Raw genomic sequence first — 15314 nt, forward strand, 5'->3', positions numbered from 1 at the left:
CGGGTGACATGCGAAGACCTGCCGATCCACCGGGCATGGCATAGCCTCCCGATATGGATCGGTTCGAGGTCTCCGTGGGCGCCAGCAGATCGGTCATGGTCCGAGACACCGGAGACGGACAGGGCGTTCCCCTCGTGTACTTCCACGGCACACCAGGATCCCGGCTCGAGGTCGGTTTCGGGGACGAGATCGCCCGCGACATGGGGATTCGCGTGATCAGTTTCGACCGTCCGGGTTACGGACGGTCCGCTGCGTCAGCGACCGATCTCGGATCGGTGGCACGGGACGTAGAGATCGTCCTCGACTCGCTCGGCGTGGGGAATTTCGCCGCCTTCGGATGGTCCGGTGGCGGACCGTTCGCCCTCGCGGCAGCAGCCGCGATGGGAGATCGTGTGAACCGGGTCGGGGTCTCCGGGGGTCCTGCTCCCGTGCAACAGATGCCGGGAGCGCGAGAAGCGCTGACCGAGAACGACCTCAGAGCTCTGTCCTTTCTTCCCGGCGATCCGGTGAAGGCGGCAGAGCAGTTCCTCGTGGGTAACCGGCAGCTTCTCGACGCCATGATGTCGGTGAAGGACGACGAGATGGCGCCGTGGATCGACTGGATCTGGGGGGAGAGCGATCCCGACGTGGTCGCCCGACCGGCGATGCGGCAGGCACTCCATGCCTCCTTCCAGGAAGCTCTTCGCCAGGGGCCCATGGCCATCGCGTGGGACAACGTCGCCTTCGTCGGGCCGTGGGGGTTCGACGTTCACGATGTCTCGTCCCCGGTCCACCTCTGGTACGGAAGCCGCGACCTGATGACACCGCCGGTCGCCGGTGAATGGCTCGCGGCAGAATTGCCGGACGCCGAGTTGATCCTGTGCGAGGGAGAAGGGCATCTGTTGCCGATGAGCCACTGGGCGGAGATGCTCGGAATCGTGACCGCCGATCGGTAAGAGAGAGCCGCCTCGCTGTACACCGTCCCGTTTCCGCCTACCGGGAATTTTCCGCCGGAGCGGAGGAATGGCACCTACGGTCCGGGGGATCGCCCGACCCCGTGCGGATCGTCGTGCCGCACTCCGCTATCGGAAGGAACTGTCGCATGAGCAATTCTCCGGTCCGCCCGCTGTCCGTCCGGGACATCGAGAAGTGGGATCTCGAAGCAGACGTCGTGGTCGCAGGTTTCGGCATCGCCGGTGTCTCCGCTGCGATCGGTGCCGCCGAGAGCGGTGCGGACGTGCTGGTGCTCGAACGGACCGGAGGTGGAGGGGGAGCCGCGGCGTTGTCGGGCGGGATCGTCTATCTCGGCGGCGGGACGAGACTGCAGAAGGCGTGCGGCTTCGACGACACCCCGGAGAACATGAAGACCTTCCTCGCCGCAGCACTCGGCCCGGGGGTCGACGAGGGCAAACTCGACGTCTACTGCGAGGGCAGCGTCGATCACTTCGAGTGGCTCGAAGCGTGCGGCGTGCCCTACAAGGAGAGCTTCTGGTCGCAGCCCGGGTGGGAGTGCCCGGTGGACGACTCGCTGATGTACAGCGGCGGAGAGAATGCCGCGCCGTTCCACACGCTCGTCGAGCCCGCCCCGCGCGGACATCTCGCCCAGGTGCCCATGCCGCGCAACGGTGAGCAGGCCGCCGGTTACGTGCTCATGACCACCTTGATCGCCAAGGCCGCCGACCTCGGCGTCCGCGTCGAATCCGATGTCCGGGTGCAGCGGCTCGTCGTCGACGAGACCGGCCGTGTCGTCGGGATCGTCGCCACGAGGTTCGGCGACACGCTCGCCGTCCGCGCGCACGGCGGTGTCGTGCTCGCCACCGGATCGTTCGCCTACAACGACGAGATGATGCAGGCGTACGCGCCGCGGTTGTACAAGCGGCCCGCTGCGACGGTGGAGGAGCACGACGGTCGCGGCATCCTGATGGCGCAGGCGCTCGGCGCACGGCTCGCGCACATGGACGCCTGCGAGGTCGCCTTCTTCTGCGACCCGCAGCTGATCGCCCGCGGCATCCTCGTCAACGGTCGTGGGCAGCGTTACGTCCCGGAGGACACCTATCCGGGGCGGGTCGGCCAGCTCACCATGTACCAGAACGACAACCAGGCATTCCTGGTCATCGACGAGCAGGCATACGAGGAAGGGATGGCCGCGCCGAGCTCGAGCCCGCAGCTGCGCCACCAGCCGACCTGGGTGTGCGAGACGGTGGCCGAGCTCGAGTCGGAGATGGGCCTGCCCGCAGGCGCCCTGACGTCCACGGTGGAGTTGTACAACCGGCATGCCGAGTCGGGGACGGACCCGATCCTGGGCAAGAAGCCGGAATGGGTGCGACCGATCGGAACGCCGATCGCGGCAATCGACCTGCGCGGGATGACCGGCGGTTTCACCCTCGGCGGCTTGCAGACCTCGGTGGACTCGGAAGTCCTTCACGTGGACGGAGATCCGATCCCCGGTCTGTACGCTGCGGGTCGCTGCACGTCCGGCCTGTCGGCCTGGGGTTACTGCAGTGGTATCTCGCTGGGAGACGGCAGCTTCTTCGGTCGACGCGCAGGAATACGCGCCGCGTCGACGTGACGTGACACAGCCGGCCCGCAGCCGGCGTTCGTCTGTCCGGTCACCCTCCGAGATTCGCGATCGTCGAGTCCAGCACGCTCGCCTGCATCTCGAGATCGCTCCGGCTGTACTCCTCCTGCGGGAGTCGCTCGCGAAGCTGCTCCTGTGTGAGCACGACGAAGGCGCGGTTCCGTTCGGTCACGTCCTCGGCACCGACCACCCGGAACCGGCCTTCGTCGAGAACGAGTGCGGGATCGGTGAGCGTCGAGTCGAGAAGGTCGCGTAGGTCGTCAGCGGTCAGATGGGTGGACACGATCGTCCTCCTGGTTCGGTGGCAGGTAGTTCACCCGATGTACCCGCAGGGGTGGTGAACGAATCGACGAGTGGGAACGTCGCAGTTCTCGGCGTCGTCGCCTGGGCTTGTGAGGGGCAGCAATCCGAATTCGAACTGCCATCGGAATGCGTTCCGTGCGGTGGTCTCGATTCCGGTCGGTCCCGGCAGGTGGCGGAAAAAGGCGCGATATTACGCGTTCGGATATTCCCGCATTATGCGTCGACGAGTCGGGACCGTCCGTGTTCCGAATTCCGTGTAATTCGTATCGAGGATGCGCGAAAGTCTGCCACGGCATGGATGGAGTTGCCGTGGCAGACTGTTCGACACTGCCGAATTCTCGAGGGAGAACCCTCCGATCTCCCTGTCGTATCCGGGTTTACAGGACGGTCTCGATGAGCTGGGCGCTACCGGTCGAGAGCGTCTGCAGGACCGCGTCGAAGTTGGTGATGAAAGCGTTCAGAATCTCGGTCATCATTTTCCTCCTCGTGTCGATTCGATCCGGCCTGTGTGACCGAACCCCCCGGCTCTTTTCCGGGCGTGGAATGTGAGTACCACCGGCGCCGAGTATTAATCGTCTCGCGAAAGAAATTCGAGGATCCCGTTCGGGACAGATGTATGCGGGTGCGCTCCGGGCTGTCGGGTGTCGAAAGCTACGGGCCCCGAATCGGGACGTCGGCGCGCTTCTCCCGAGGGAAACCGGTGCTGCGAGGTACCACTTCGGCCCGCCCGGCCCGGGGCTCGTCACGAACGGATGAAGGCCTCGCGAGGCCTCCCGTACAACCTGTTCCAGCTTTGTAACCACTCGAATGAGTTGTTACGGTGGGGGCATGGATCAGGAGACTCAGTCCGCCGCCCCACGCGCCGGCCGCCGCGAATGGTCGGCTCTGGGGGTACTGGTGCTGGTTGTGACATTGCTCGCTGTCGACGGCACCGTGCTGTACCTCGCGGTGCCGTCGCTCACCGCCGACATCGCACCCAGCGCCACACAACTGTTGTGGATCGGGGACATCTACTCGTTCGTCCTGGCGGGTCTGCTCATCACGATGGGCAATGTCGCCGACCGCATCGGCCGCAAACGTCTTCTGCTCATCGGTGCCGCGGCATTCGGGATCGCGTCGGCGATCGCGGCGTTCGCACCGAATGCCGAAACCCTCATCGCTGCCCGAGCACTGCTCGGTATCGCCGGTGCGACACTGATGCCCTCGACGCTGTCGATCGTCCGGGCGATGTTCGCGGATGCGAAACAACGCACCACCGCCATCGCCGTGTGGTCCACCGGTGCGATGGCCGGCGCCGCGGTAGGCCCGCTCATCGGTGGTGTGCTGCTCGAGAACTTCTGGTGGGGCTCGGTTTTCCTGATCAATCTGCCCATCATGGTGCTGGTTCTGATCGCCGGTCCGATCCTGATCCCCGAATCCCACGGCGACACGTCCACGCGCATCGACCTGTGGTCGTCGTTGCTGTCGATCCTGGCGATCGTCCCGGTGGTGTTCGCGGTCAAGCACTGGGTCGGTAGCGGCTGGGACGCCGGTGTCCCGGTGGCCGCGGCGATCGGTGTGGTCGCCGGCGTGATCTTCGTCCGCCGTCAACTCCGGCTGGCGCATCCGCTGCTCGACATCACGCTGTTCCGGGTCCCTGCGTTCTCGGGTGCGGTCGTCGCCAACGGCCTGGCGATCTTCGCCTTCGTCGGTCTGCTGTACTTCTTCTCGCAGTACCTGCAACTCGTGCGTGAGTACGGACCGTTGAAGGCCGGATTAGCCGAGCTACCGACCACCCTGGCCTCGATGGTGGTCATCGCCTTCGTCGGTGTCCTCTCGACGCGACTCGGTGCCGGACGCGCGATCGCCCTCGGCCTGGCAGTCGGTGCGATCGGATTGGTCGGGATCGGGCTGACCGCCTTCCAGTCCGCCTATTGGGGACTGGGCATCGCGCTGGTCGTGATCGGCCTGGGAACCGGTGTCGCGATGACCCTGTCGACCGACGCGGTGGTGTCGGCGGTGCCCAAGCAGCGAGCCGGTGCCGCATCCGCGATCGCGGAGACCGCCTACGAACTCGGCGTGGCACTGGGCATCGCGGTCCTCGGTTCGATCCACCTCGCGATGTACCGATCGCATCTGGACCTGCCGGCAGGGACCGATCCCTCCGAGGCGGCAGCAGCGCAGGCCTCGCTCGCCGTGACGGTCGAGACCGCCACAGACCCGGTGGTCGTCGAGCACGCCCAGACCGCCTTCGCCACTGCGGTGCAGACCACCTCCTACATCGCAGCGGCGATCCTCGTGGTCTCGGCGGTGGTGGCCTGGCGGGTCATCCCGTCGTCGAGGACGATCGAGGTGAGTACTCGTGGAGCGCACTGAGCAGGCCGTCACCAGAGACAAGGAACGCACCCGCCGGGCGATCCTCGACGCCGCGGAGAAGATGTTCTCCGAACACGGTTCCAAAGCCAGCCTCGCCGAGATCGCGAAGGCGGCAGGGGTCACCCAGAGCGGACTTCGGCACCACTTTCCCACTCGGGAGGCGCTGCTCTACGGAGTGGTCGAACACAGCATCGCGCGGACGTGGGCCGAGGTCCACGCGTGTGTCGATCTCTCCGAGAACAGGCCGGGAAAGCTGCTGCGCGGCTACGTCCGGGCACTGACCGGCGACAGTGAGTACTTCGCGAACGTTCTCGACCCCACCGGGCTCAGCGCCGCGCTCGGCAACCTGCCCGGGATCGAGGAACTGTTCGCACGTGATGCCGAGAAATTGCAGGCGGCCCTCGCCGCCGACGGCCTACCCTATGCACGTGCGCTGGTCATCCAACACGCGGCGGAAGGACTGGCGGTCGCCCGCTCGAGCCCCTATCTCACCGACGAGGCGCTGGCGCAGGCGCGAGCAGAACTGCTCGCGATGACCGAAGTGGAGGCGTAGAGCCGCGCGGTCTGCCGGGAGTGCGGTTCGGACGGGTGTGTCGCCTTGCCGAGCCGGGCCGGGCCGATGAGTTCGTGCCGCGATAGCGGTCTCTATCGACGACCATCACGAGGCCGCTCTCCGGAAGCGGCGGCATCGGGAACCGGACGGGAGCAGAGGATGGGCAAGGTCGCCTGGGGATTCACGTGCTCGATCGACGGCTTCATCGCCGGACCCGGTCACGACATGAGTTGGATGTCCGCCGCGGAACCGCTGGCCGAGGGCACCACGGAGCGCATGGCGGGAGACGTCGCAGTGATCATCTCAGGCCGGGCCGGTTACGACGCGGCCCGGGCACAGAAGGGGGAGCGGGACGAGACGACGTCCGAGGCGTACGGAGGTGCCTGGTCGGGGACCGAGTTCATCCTGACCCATCGTCCGGAAGAACTCGCCGACGACCCGGCCGTCGTCCCGATGAACTGCGATGTGGTCGAGGCGATCCGTCGCGCTCGTGACATCGCGGGTGACCGGGATGTGCAGATCATCAGCGCCGATATCGCCCGGCAGGCACTCGAACACGATCTCATCGACGAACTGCAGGTTTTCGTGGCGCCGGTGTTCCTCGGTGACGGTGTTCGCATCTTCGATGTTCCGGGCGGTCGCCGGATCGACTGGGAACTGGTCGACATCTACGAGGACAGCCCGCGGAGTTTCGGCCGGACCTACCGGCCGAAAGGACGACGATTGTCCGAGTCGTAGGACGCGACCGGAGTCGTCAGGGGCGGCCTCGCGACGTGGTGCCGAGTGTGCGTTGTCTGTTGGCGGCGTGTCGGAGCTGCAGGATCCGCAGACCCCCGGACAAGCCGACGATCACCGCGCCGGCGATCGCGGCGAACAGCAGTGCCACACCCAGCGGCAGCGAGAAGTCCCACGCGAACAGTTCGAGGGTGACACTGTCGAGGTTCTGCAGAATGAACACCAGCAGCAACAGCAGAACGAGTATTCCGATCACCAGGGCGGTCCAGAGCGCACCCGTGCGAGTGCGCTTGATGCCCTTGCCGCGGGCGAGATCGGGATGCAGGTCGGCGGTAGCGTCCGGATCCGGCGTCGCACCGGAGGGGGGTACGGGGCTGCTGCCGCGCCGTGATGGTGACGAGAAGTCGGGGTTCGGGTCGTCCGGGCCCCTCGAGGTAGTCGACATGTTCGGTCGAGTACCCACACTTCATTCCCGCTATCCCGATCCCGGGCGGCTACCGCCCGTCGAGTCCGAACGCTCCGCGGTAGAAGACCATCGGGCTCTCGTCCCCCAGGCACTCGAGTTCGGCGACGCGACCGATGACGACATCGTGGTCACCGGCGACGTGAACGTCCTCGACCGAGGCGTGCACCCGCATGAGAACGCCCGGCAGCGACGGAGTGCCCCAGCGGGAGAGTTCCCAGTCGAGACCGTCGAACTTGAGGCCCCGGCTGGACCCGAAGCGCGAGCACAGGTCGGTCTGCTCCGCGCCGAGGACGTTGACGGTGAACCAGCCGGCGCGGCGCAGGCGCGGCCAGGCGCGTCCGCGGTGATCCGCGCAGAACAACACGAGGGGCGGTTCGAGCGACACCGACGCGAACGACTGGCACGCGAAGCCGGTGGGCCCGTCGTCGTCGAGGCCGGTCACGACAGTGACGCCACTGGCGAAGCGGCCCATGGCGCGGCGCATCTCGTCCGGGCTGGGCAGGTCGACATCGAGCACGGCTTCGTGGGTCGGTATCCGGGTCTGCATATGCCTCACTCCGATTCGCTCTGGTCGCTGCCTGCGGCGACGTCCTTCGAATCGAGCGTATGGGTGACGCGCGACACCCCCGGAACGGATTCTCGCTGAGTGGACTTCCGGCCGGAACTTCGCGATCGGGCGATGTTCCGAGGTCGTGGTCCCACCTTGCGGGACGAGGATCGGCCCTTCGGTGAGTGCCCGGATCGTCCCGCCGGACCGCGCAGAATCTACGATGCAGACGATCTGCCCGTCGGGCACGGTGCAGAATCGACGGGCTCGCATCGTGGAAAGGGGGGCCGGTGCCCAGAATCGGTAAGGCGCGGGACGGAGCCGAGCCGACGTCGGACGATCAGCGGCAGCGACAGGTCCGGATCCTCGACGCCGCAGCGAGGCTGGGATCCGAGCACGAGCTGGCACGCGTGCAGATGACCGAGGTGGCGAAAAGCGCGGGAGTGGCCATCGGCACCCTGTACCGGTACTTCCCGTCGAAGACGCATCTGTTCGTGGCGGTACTGCTCCATCGTCTGGAGCTGGGCGCCTCGCGGCTCCCCGCGCGGAAACCGGAGATGAGTGCGCGGGATGCGATCACGGAAGTGCTGATCGAGATGACCAGGCGATTCGTCGATCGGCCGCTCCTGGCGTCCGCCATGCTGTTGTCCAACAGCACTGCCCCGGCGGCCGTGGTGCCGGACTCCGAAGAGGTGAGGCGGACGTTCCATCGGATCCTGTTCGACAAGGCGGGCCTCGACGATCCGACCGAACAGGACCGGAATGCCGTGCGGCTGCTGTCGATGATGTGGTCCGGGCTGCTGGTGGCGTACCTCAACGGGGCGGCGACTCTCGAGGAGACGGAGGCAGATCTGCGCAGCAGTTGCGAGCTGCTGCTCGTCCACCTCGAGGAGCGGACGGCCGAAACGACGTGAGTCCCTCCCCGCCGTGGGCGGGAAGGGACTCACGTCGTGGTCGACCGATTATTCGGCAGCCCCGATCAGGGGCGCGGTCTCGAGCACGTCGCCGAGCGCGGCTGCGGTGGCATCCGCGCCGCCGAGGGTGAAGGCGATCTGACGTCCCCACAGGAAGTAGCGGTGGATCGGATAGTCGATGTCGGCACCGATGCCACCGTGCAGGTGCTGGGCGGTGAGCCCGACGCGGATACCGGCGCGGGACGCCCACCACTTCGCGACCAGCGCGGCCGACGCGGCCTCGTCCTCGCGATCCGAATCGACGAGCCATGCCGCGCGCCGCATCGTGAGGCGGATCGCCTCGGTGTCGAGGTAGGCATCCGCGGCACGCAGGGCGACACCCTGATTGGTGGACAGCGGGCGACCGAACTGCACGCGCTCGGAGGTGTAGAGAGCGGTGGCGCGCAGCGCTTCCTCACACACACCGAGCTGGAGTGCTGCGAGGGCGATGCGGATCCGCAGCCGCGCCCACGCGGCGATCTCGGCGCCGTCACCGGGCAGGACATCCTCGGCACCGACGTGCACATCCTCGAACCGGAGGGCTGCGTCCGCGCCGCGGCCCGTGACGGCCAGCGGGGTGACGGTCACGCCGGTCGCATCCGCCGGGGCGATCACCACGGCGATCGAATCGTCCTCGCAGCGCACCGGGACGACGACGCCCGCCGCGGCCGGAGCCCACGGGACGGACGGAATCTCACCGGTGACGACGAGATCGTCGCCCTTGCGGATCGCGGTCAGGACCGGGCTCGCCCCGGGAGCGTCGTCGAACGCTCCGACGAGAACGACCGAACCGTCGACCATGCCCGGAAGGTATCGCGCGGTCTGCGCGGAGGTACCGAACTGCGCGATCGGCATCGCGGCACCGGCGACCACGGCCCACACCGGCACGGGAGCGACCCGGCGACCCTGCTGCTGCAGCACGGTCGTCAGACCGAGCATGCCCATACCGGCGCCACCCGCAGACTCCGGCAACGCCAGACCGATCAGGCCGGAGTCGGCGAGGGACTGCCACAGGGTGGCGTCGAAGCCACCCTCGGTCCGCTCCACCTCGACCACCCGCTCGACCTTGGCGAGGGAACCGAAGACCTGCGAGGCGAGGTCCTCGACCGCGACCAGATCGTCATCGAGTTCGAATTCCATGTCAGCTCCTCTCGGCCGGCGTCTTGGCCGACGGCTCGGGACGGCGACGTGCGCCGAGGGTCATTCCGAGGGTCTTCGCGGCCACGATCTCGCGCAGGACCTCGTTGGTGCCGCCACCGAAGGTGTTGTTCTGGGCTCGGCGCGCGAGTGCTTCCACGCGACCTTCGATCACCGCGCCGGGGCTGCCGGGACGCAGGAGCCCCTTGGCGCCGAGAACTTCCTGCAGCATGCCGTAGGCGGCGACCACGCCTTCGGTGCCGAAGATCTTCGCCGCGGCGGAGTCACCGCCTCCGAGGGTATTGGCGGCGATGTCCGCCACCAGACGCAGGTTGACGAGGTCGGTCGCGGCCAGCAGCGCGTAGACCTCGGCGAGAGTCTTGCGCACCCACGGCACGTCGAACACGACGCCGGGACCGAACGGTTCCTGCTTCGCCCAGGCGAGCACTTCGGCGTACATCTCGTTGGCGATGCCCCCGCGCGCGGCCAGCGCGACGCGTTCGTGGTTGAGCTGGCTCGTGATGAGGGTCCAGCCGCCGTTGAGTTCGCCGACGACGTTGCTCACCGGGACCCGGATGTTCTCGTAGTAGGTCACTGCGGTGCTGATGCCGCCGACCGTCTGGATCTCGGTGGCCGAGAATCCGGGAGACGAGGTGGGGACCAGCACGACCGAGATGCCCTTGTGGCGGGGGGCGTCCGGATCGGTGCGGACCGCGAGCCAGATCCAGTCGGCGAAGATGGCGGAGGAGGTGAACAGCTTGTTGCCGTCGATCACGAGTTCGTCGCCCTCGAGGCGCGCCCGGGTCTGGAGCGCTGCGAGGTCGGTGCCGGCACCGGGTTCGGTGTATCCGATCGCGAACTTCAGCTCACCGGTCAGGATCTTGGGAAGGAAGTAGTCCTTCTGTTCCTGCGTGCCGTACTTCATCAGTGCCGGGGCCACGGTGTTGAGCGTGACCAGCGAGACCGGTGCGCCGGCGCGGATCGTCTCGTCGTAGAAGACGTACAGCGCCTCGGGGTCCTCCCCGCGTCCGCCGTACTCTTCGGGCCAGCCCAGGCCGAGCCAGCCGTCGGTGCCCATCTGGCGGTAGATCTTGTCGAAGACCGGGCCGCCCTCGGTCTGGTCGACGAGGGCGCGACGATCCTCGTCGTTGATGATGCGGGCGAAGTACTCCCGCAGTTCGGTGCGCAGCCGCCGTGACTTTTCGGACAGCTCGGGGTGCATGAGGTCTCCTGAGAATTATTCGGAGGACTGGGATTCGGCAGGGTCTAGCGATCGGCCGAGAGCACGATCGCGCTGTGCGGCACCGGCGATCCGCCCGTGACGAGCACGTTGTCCAGATTCTTGGCCGGCTGGTTCACGGATGTGCCGCGGATGAGTCGGACGCCTTCGGCGATGCCGTTGACGCCGTGGATGTAGCCCTCGCCGAGCTGACCACCGTGGGTGTTGATCGGGAGCCGCCCGTCCACTTCGAGGTTGCCGTCGGCGATGAAATCCTTGGCCTCACCGCGACCGCAGAAGCCGTACTCCTCGAGCTGGAGCAGGACCATGGGGGTGAACGCGTCGTACAGGATTGCGGCGTCGATACCCTCGGGACCGAAGCCGGCCTGGGCCCACATCTGCCGGGCGACGAGTTCGACCTCGGGCATCGCGTCGATGTCCTCGCGGTAGTAGCTGCTCATCGAGATCTGCTGAGGGCCGACGCCCTGCGCCGCGGCGGTGATGATCGCCGGAGGATGCGGAAGATCTCGCGCGCGTTCGGCACTCACGATGACCAGTGCCTGGCCGCCGTCGCTCTCCTGGCAGCAGTCCAGCAGGCGCAGCGGGTCGGCGAGCATCCGGGAGTTCTGGTGGTCGTCGATGGTGATGGGGCGCTCGTAGAACCAGGCCTTGGGATTGTTCGCCGCGTGCTTGCGTGAGAGCACCGAGATCTGCCCGAAGTCCGCGCTGGTCGCCCCGTACTTGTGCATGTAGGTGCGGGCCAGGAAGGCCTCCTGCTGAGCGGGAGTGAGCAGACCGTAGGGGTTGATCCAGTTCCGGTATTCCTGGTCGGTGTTGGAGTTGTATGCGAAAGGCGGTGGGCCGGCGCCGAACCGGTGGCCCGAGCGCTCGTTGAAGGCGCGGTAGACGACCACGACGTCGGCGACACCGCTCGAGACGGCCAGTGCGGCCTGCTGCACGGGCGCGCAGGCACCGCCGCCGCCGTGAGGGATCCGGCTGAAGAACTTCAGTTCCGGGATGCCCAGCGCGCGGGCGACGGCGATCTCGGGGTTGGTCTCCATGGTGAACAGCGCGAAGCCGTCGACCTCTTCGACACCGATCTGTGCGTCCTCGAGAGCGGCGAGGACCGACTCGCATGCGAGTTGCCATTCGCTGCGGCCGGAGTTCTTGGAGAACTCGGTGGCTCCGATGCCGGCGATGGCGGCGGCTCCGGAGAAGCCCTTGACGGTCATCGTGTCTTCCTCTCGTAGGGCTCCACCACGACCTCGGCGGTGACGTGGACGCCTCTGCTGTTGCGGCCCTGCACCTTCAGGGTGACGGTCGCGCCGTCGACGGCGGTCACCTCACCGTTCATGTGCATGGGGTCGCCGGGGAAGCAGGGCACGCCCAGGCGCAGCGACGCGCGGCGTACACGCGCCGACGGCCCGGTCCAGTCGGTGACGTACCGGTCGACGAAACCGTTCGTGGCGTTGATGCTCATGAAGACGTCCGGTGTGCCGCGACCGAGTGCGGCGTCCGGATCGTGGTGCACGTCCTCGAAATCCTGCGAGGCGATCGCGGTAGCCACGATGGTGGTGCGATCCATCGGCAGGACGAGTTCGGGAAGTTCCTGTCCGACAGTGCATTCGGCGAGGTTCATGCTTCTCCTCCGGGCTTGCGCAGCTGAGGCAGGATCTCGCCGTGTGCGTGCTCGGCGAATCCCACCTCGAGTTCCATGCCGATCTCGAGGGTGTCGTGGTCGACGCCCGCGATGTCGGCGACGATGCGGATCCCCTCGTCGAGGTCGATCAGTCCGACGGCGAGCGGGTACTCGAAGGCCGGATCCTGCGGGTGGTGAATGACCGTCCAGCTGTGAAGCGTTCCGCGCCGTGAGGATTCGACGGTCTTCCATTCGAACGAGCGGCACGCGGGGCATGCCGGACCCGGAGGATGGCGCAGAGTGCCGCACTCGCTGCACTGCTGGATCTCGAGTCGGCCCTCACGGACGGCGTCGAACCAGAACTGGTTGTCCTGGGTGATGGTGAGCCGGGGGACGGCGGTCATCGCGTCTCCTTGTCGGTGTTCGGGTTGAACCGGAGCATCCGGAAGCGTTCCTCGGCGACGAGCTCGCCGTTCTGGTCCTCGTAGCGCTTGTACAGCGTGAAGAATCGGCCGTCGCCGAGACCTGTTCGCTTGACCTCGGATACGGACTCGATCGTGTAGTGGGCGGTGATGTGGTCGCCCGGGACGAGTTCGCGGTGGTAGTCCTGCTCGACGTTCGTCGCGACGACGGAGGTGAAACCCTCCCGATCGAGGTCGGCGAGCATCCGGGAGTATGCGAAGTCCTCCACGACGCCCTCGGCACGCTTGCGCTGGACCTCGCGCCAGCGGCGGTAACCGGCCATGATCCAGGTGGAGATCATGGCGGGCGGGCACACGATCGAATCGCGCCCGGTCTCGCGAGCGGCCTCAGCGTCGACGTAGATCGGATTGAAGTCGTCGTGTGCCTCGACCCAGTTGCGGATCATGGCGTCGTTGACGACGTATCGGGCCACGCGGGGCGGTTCGGCCACCTGCCCGACGTATTTCTCGTAATCCTGCTCGACGGTCTGCATGGCCCAATCACTCCTCTTCGGCACGCGCGTTCGTCGTCACGCTAAGTGGGGCCGACAAGCAACATCCCCCGATTCCCACTGAGCAGGAGCGGGGACCGGAGGGTGGGGGAGCCGGTACCGAACCAAGCGATTGCTTGGTAAGTTGTCGGCGTGAGACCCGCGCATCCTGCGGGGTGAACGACGTGGAGGCAGCGAATGGATCTGGGACTCGACGGTGCGGTCGTGCTCGTCACCGGGGGCATACGAGGAGTCGGCGCAGGTATCACCAGGGTGTTCCTCCGTGCGGGCGCGACCGTCGTGACGTGTGCACGCAACGAACCCGAACAGCCCCTCGATGTGGACGGGCGGACCGCGGAGTTCCTGACGTGCGACGTCCGCGACGCCGATCAGGTCGGCGCGCTGATCGAGACCATCGTGGAGCGTCACGGCCGGCTCGATGCCGTGGTGAACAACGCCGGCGGGTCGCCGTACGCGCTGGCGGCCGATGCCAGCCCGAAGTTCCACGCCAAGATCGTGGAGCTGAACCTGCTGTCCCCGCTGCTGGTCGCGCAGGCCGCGAACGCGGTGATGCAGAAACAGGACACCGGGGGATCGATCGTCAACATCTCGAGCGTGAGCGGATCCCGCCCCTCGCCGGGCACCGCGGCCTACGGTGCGGCCAAGGCGGGCGTCGACAGCCTCGCACAGTCGCTCGCTGTCGAGTGGGCACCGAAGGTGCGGGTGAACTCGGTGGTGGTCGGGCTCGTCGAAACCGAGCAGTCGCACCTGTTCTACGGCGACAAGGCGGGTGTCGCCGCAGTCGGCGAGACCGTCCCGCTGGGGCGACTGGCCCAGCCCGAGGACATCGGCCACTGCGCCGCATTCCTGGCCTCTCCGCTGTCGGGTTACGTCAGCGGATCGACACTGACCGTCCACGGCGGCGGTGAACGCCCTGCCTACATGGCAGCGGCCCGAACGAAGGAGACGAAGTGAGTGGACTGCTGGACGGGCGCGTCGTCATCGTGACCGGCGCCGGGCGTGGCCTCGGCCGTGCCCACGCCCTGGCCTTCGCGGCCGAGGGTGCGAAGGTCGTCGTCAACGACATCGGTGTCGGCAGCGACGGATCCGCCACGGGTGAGAGCCCGGGCGAACTGGTCGTCGAGGAGATCCGTGCCGCAGGCGGCGAAGCCGTCGTCAACGGTGACGACGTCGCCGACTGGGCCGGTGCCGAGAACCTCGTGAAGACGGCGCTGGACAACTTCGGCCGGCTCGACGTGCTCGTCAACAACGCCGGCTTCCTGCGCGACCGCATGCTCGCCAACATGAGCGAAGAAGAGTGGGACGCGGTCATCCGCGTGCACCTCAAGGGACATTTCGCGCCGATGCGTCATGCCATGTCCTACTGGCGGGCCGAGGCCAAGGCCGGTAATCCCGTCGACGCCCGCATCATCAACACGAGCTCGGGTGCGGGCCTGATGGGCAGCATCGGCCAGGGCAACTACGCGGCGGCCAAGGCCGGCATCGCGACCCTCACGATCCAGGCCGCGGCCGAGTTCGGCCGTTACGGCGTGACCGTGAATGCGATCGCGCCCTCGGCGCGCACCCGCATGACCGTCGGTGCCGGTGGCGCGATGGCCGAGATGATGGCTGCTCCCGAAGAAGGCTTCGACGCCATGGCGCCCGAGAACGTCTCGCCGCTGGTCGTGTGGCTCGGCAGTGCCGAGGCGAAGGACGTGACCGGTCGCGTGTTCGAGGCCGAGGGCGGCAAGGTCTCGCTGGCCGACGGTTGGCGGCACGGCGAAGCGATCGACAAGGGCGACCGCTGGGATCCGAAGGAGCTCGGACCCGTCGTCGAGAAGCTCATCGCGTCGTCGCAGCCGCCGACGCCGGTCTACGGAGCATAAGAAAGAACACGT

General features: G+C 67.2%; 17 protein-coding genes. 8 read left to right on the forward strand and 9 right to left on the reverse strand.

The window, feature by feature from the left end; translation table 11 throughout:
* The first annotated feature begins 53 nt into the window (after window positions 1-53).
* Both MOM01_RS17675 and MOM01_RS17680 read left to right on the forward strand, forming a co-directional pair.
* Window positions 54-935: an alpha/beta fold hydrolase gene (locus tag MOM01_RS17675; RefSeq protein WP_241386737.1), complete on the forward strand. Its 882-nt coding sequence runs from the start codon at window positions 54-56 to the stop codon at window positions 933-935.
* Between the two features lie 146 nt (window positions 936-1081).
* Window positions 1082-2548: an FAD-dependent oxidoreductase gene (locus MOM01_RS17680; RefSeq protein WP_241386738.1), complete on the forward strand. Its 1467-nt coding sequence runs from the start codon at window positions 1082-1084 to the stop codon at window positions 2546-2548.
* Window positions 2549-2588: 40 nt separating this feature from the next.
* On the opposite strand, the gene MOM01_RS17685 is transcribed toward MOM01_RS17680, so the two are convergent.
* Complete coding sequence (locus MOM01_RS17685) at window positions 2589-2840, reverse strand: hypothetical protein (RefSeq protein ID WP_241386739.1); 252 nt, start codon at window positions 2838-2840, stop codon at window positions 2589-2591.
* 848 nt (window positions 2841-3688) lie between these two features.
* On the opposite strand from MOM01_RS17685, the gene MOM01_RS17690 reads away from it, so the two are divergent.
* The 3 genes from MOM01_RS17690 (at window position 3689) to MOM01_RS17705 (ending at window position 6506) form a co-directional block, all read left to right on the forward strand.
* The gene (locus tag MOM01_RS17690; RefSeq protein ID WP_241386740.1) at window positions 3689-5215 is read left to right on the forward strand and encodes an MFS transporter; all 1527 of its coding nucleotides are present in this window, start codon (window positions 3689-3691) and stop codon (window positions 5213-5215) included.
* Window positions 5202-5768, forward strand: a complete 567-nt coding sequence (locus MOM01_RS23370; RefSeq protein ID WP_308197006.1) for a TetR/AcrR family transcriptional regulator — start codon at window positions 5202-5204, stop codon at window positions 5766-5768. Before MOM01_RS17690 ends, MOM01_RS23370 begins: the two co-directional genes overlap by 14 nt.
* A 159-nt stretch (window positions 5769-5927) precedes the next feature.
* Window positions 5928-6506, forward strand: coding sequence for a dihydrofolate reductase family protein (locus tag MOM01_RS17705; RefSeq protein ID WP_241386741.1), 579 nt, complete (start codon window positions 5928-5930; stop codon window positions 6504-6506).
* A gap of 16 nt (window positions 6507-6522) precedes the next feature.
* Here the strand turns inward: MOM01_RS17705 and MOM01_RS17710 are convergent, their stop codons facing one another.
* Together MOM01_RS17710 and MOM01_RS17715 are read right to left on the reverse strand one after the other, a co-directional pair.
* Window positions 6523-6948 (reverse strand): LapA family protein, encoded by a 426-nt coding sequence (locus MOM01_RS17710; protein WP_241386742.1) that lies wholly within the window; start codon window positions 6946-6948, stop codon window positions 6523-6525.
* Between the two features lie 49 nt (window positions 6949-6997).
* Window positions 6998-7516 carry a flavin reductase family protein gene (locus MOM01_RS17715; protein ID WP_241386743.1) on the reverse strand — a complete coding sequence of 173 codons (519 nt, stop codon included), beginning with the start codon at window positions 7514-7516 and terminating at the stop codon, window positions 6998-7000.
* Between the two features lie 290 nt (window positions 7517-7806).
* Between MOM01_RS17715 and MOM01_RS17720 the strand changes: the two genes are divergently transcribed.
* A complete protein-coding gene (locus tag MOM01_RS17720; protein WP_241386744.1) occupies window positions 7807-8430 on the forward strand; it encodes a TetR family transcriptional regulator in 624 nt (207 codons plus the stop codon).
* A 48-nt stretch (window positions 8431-8478) separates the two neighbouring features.
* Here the strand turns inward: MOM01_RS17720 and MOM01_RS17725 are convergent, their stop codons facing one another.
* Genes MOM01_RS17725 through MOM01_RS17750 form a run of 6 tightly spaced genes read right to left on the reverse strand, consistent with a single transcriptional unit; the run spans window position 8479 to window position 13419 of the window.
* The gene (locus MOM01_RS17725) at window positions 8479-9609 is read right to left on the reverse strand and encodes an acyl-CoA dehydrogenase family protein (RefSeq protein ID WP_241386745.1); all 1131 of its coding nucleotides are present in this window, start codon (window positions 9607-9609) and stop codon (window positions 8479-8481) included.
* Between the two features lies 1 nt (window position 9610).
* Window positions 9611-10828: an acyl-CoA dehydrogenase family protein gene (locus MOM01_RS17730; RefSeq protein ID WP_241386746.1), complete on the reverse strand. Its 1218-nt coding sequence runs from the start codon at window positions 10826-10828 to the stop codon at window positions 9611-9613.
* A gap of 44 nt (window positions 10829-10872) precedes the next feature.
* Window positions 10873-12057, reverse strand: a complete 1185-nt coding sequence (locus MOM01_RS17735) for a lipid-transfer protein (RefSeq protein ID WP_241386747.1) — start codon at window positions 12055-12057, stop codon at window positions 10873-10875.
* A complete protein-coding gene (locus tag MOM01_RS17740; RefSeq protein ID WP_241386748.1) occupies window positions 12054-12464 on the reverse strand; it encodes a MaoC/PaaZ C-terminal domain-containing protein in 411 nt (136 codons plus the stop codon). The genes MOM01_RS17735 and MOM01_RS17740 overlap by 4 nt, the downstream gene beginning before the upstream one ends.
* Window positions 12461-12868 carry a Zn-ribbon domain-containing OB-fold protein gene (locus tag MOM01_RS17745; RefSeq protein ID WP_241386749.1) on the reverse strand — a complete coding sequence of 136 codons (408 nt, stop codon included), beginning with the start codon at window positions 12866-12868 and terminating at the stop codon, window positions 12461-12463. Before MOM01_RS17745 ends, MOM01_RS17740 begins: the two co-directional genes overlap by 4 nt.
* Window positions 12865-13419 (reverse strand): FAS1-like dehydratase domain-containing protein, encoded by a 555-nt coding sequence (locus tag MOM01_RS17750; protein WP_241386750.1) that lies wholly within the window; start codon window positions 13417-13419, stop codon window positions 12865-12867. The genes MOM01_RS17745 and MOM01_RS17750 overlap by 4 nt, the downstream gene beginning before the upstream one ends.
* 195 nt (window positions 13420-13614) lie before the next feature.
* Between MOM01_RS17750 and MOM01_RS17755 the strand changes: the two genes are divergently transcribed.
* Window positions 13615-14391, forward strand: coding sequence for an SDR family oxidoreductase (locus tag MOM01_RS17755; RefSeq protein ID WP_241386751.1), 777 nt, complete (start codon window positions 13615-13617; stop codon window positions 14389-14391).
* Entirely contained in the window at window positions 14388-15302 is a 915-nt protein-coding gene (locus tag MOM01_RS17760) for an SDR family oxidoreductase (RefSeq protein WP_241386752.1), read from the forward strand. The genes MOM01_RS17755 and MOM01_RS17760 overlap by 4 nt, the downstream gene beginning before the upstream one ends.
* Window positions 15303-15314 lie beyond the last annotated feature (12 nt).

Origin of the sequence: Rhodococcus sp. CH91, from assembly GCF_022554085.1 — a bacterium.
In the GTDB taxonomy this organism is placed as follows: Bacteria; Actinomycetota; Actinomycetes; order Mycobacteriales; family Mycobacteriaceae; genus Rhodococcus.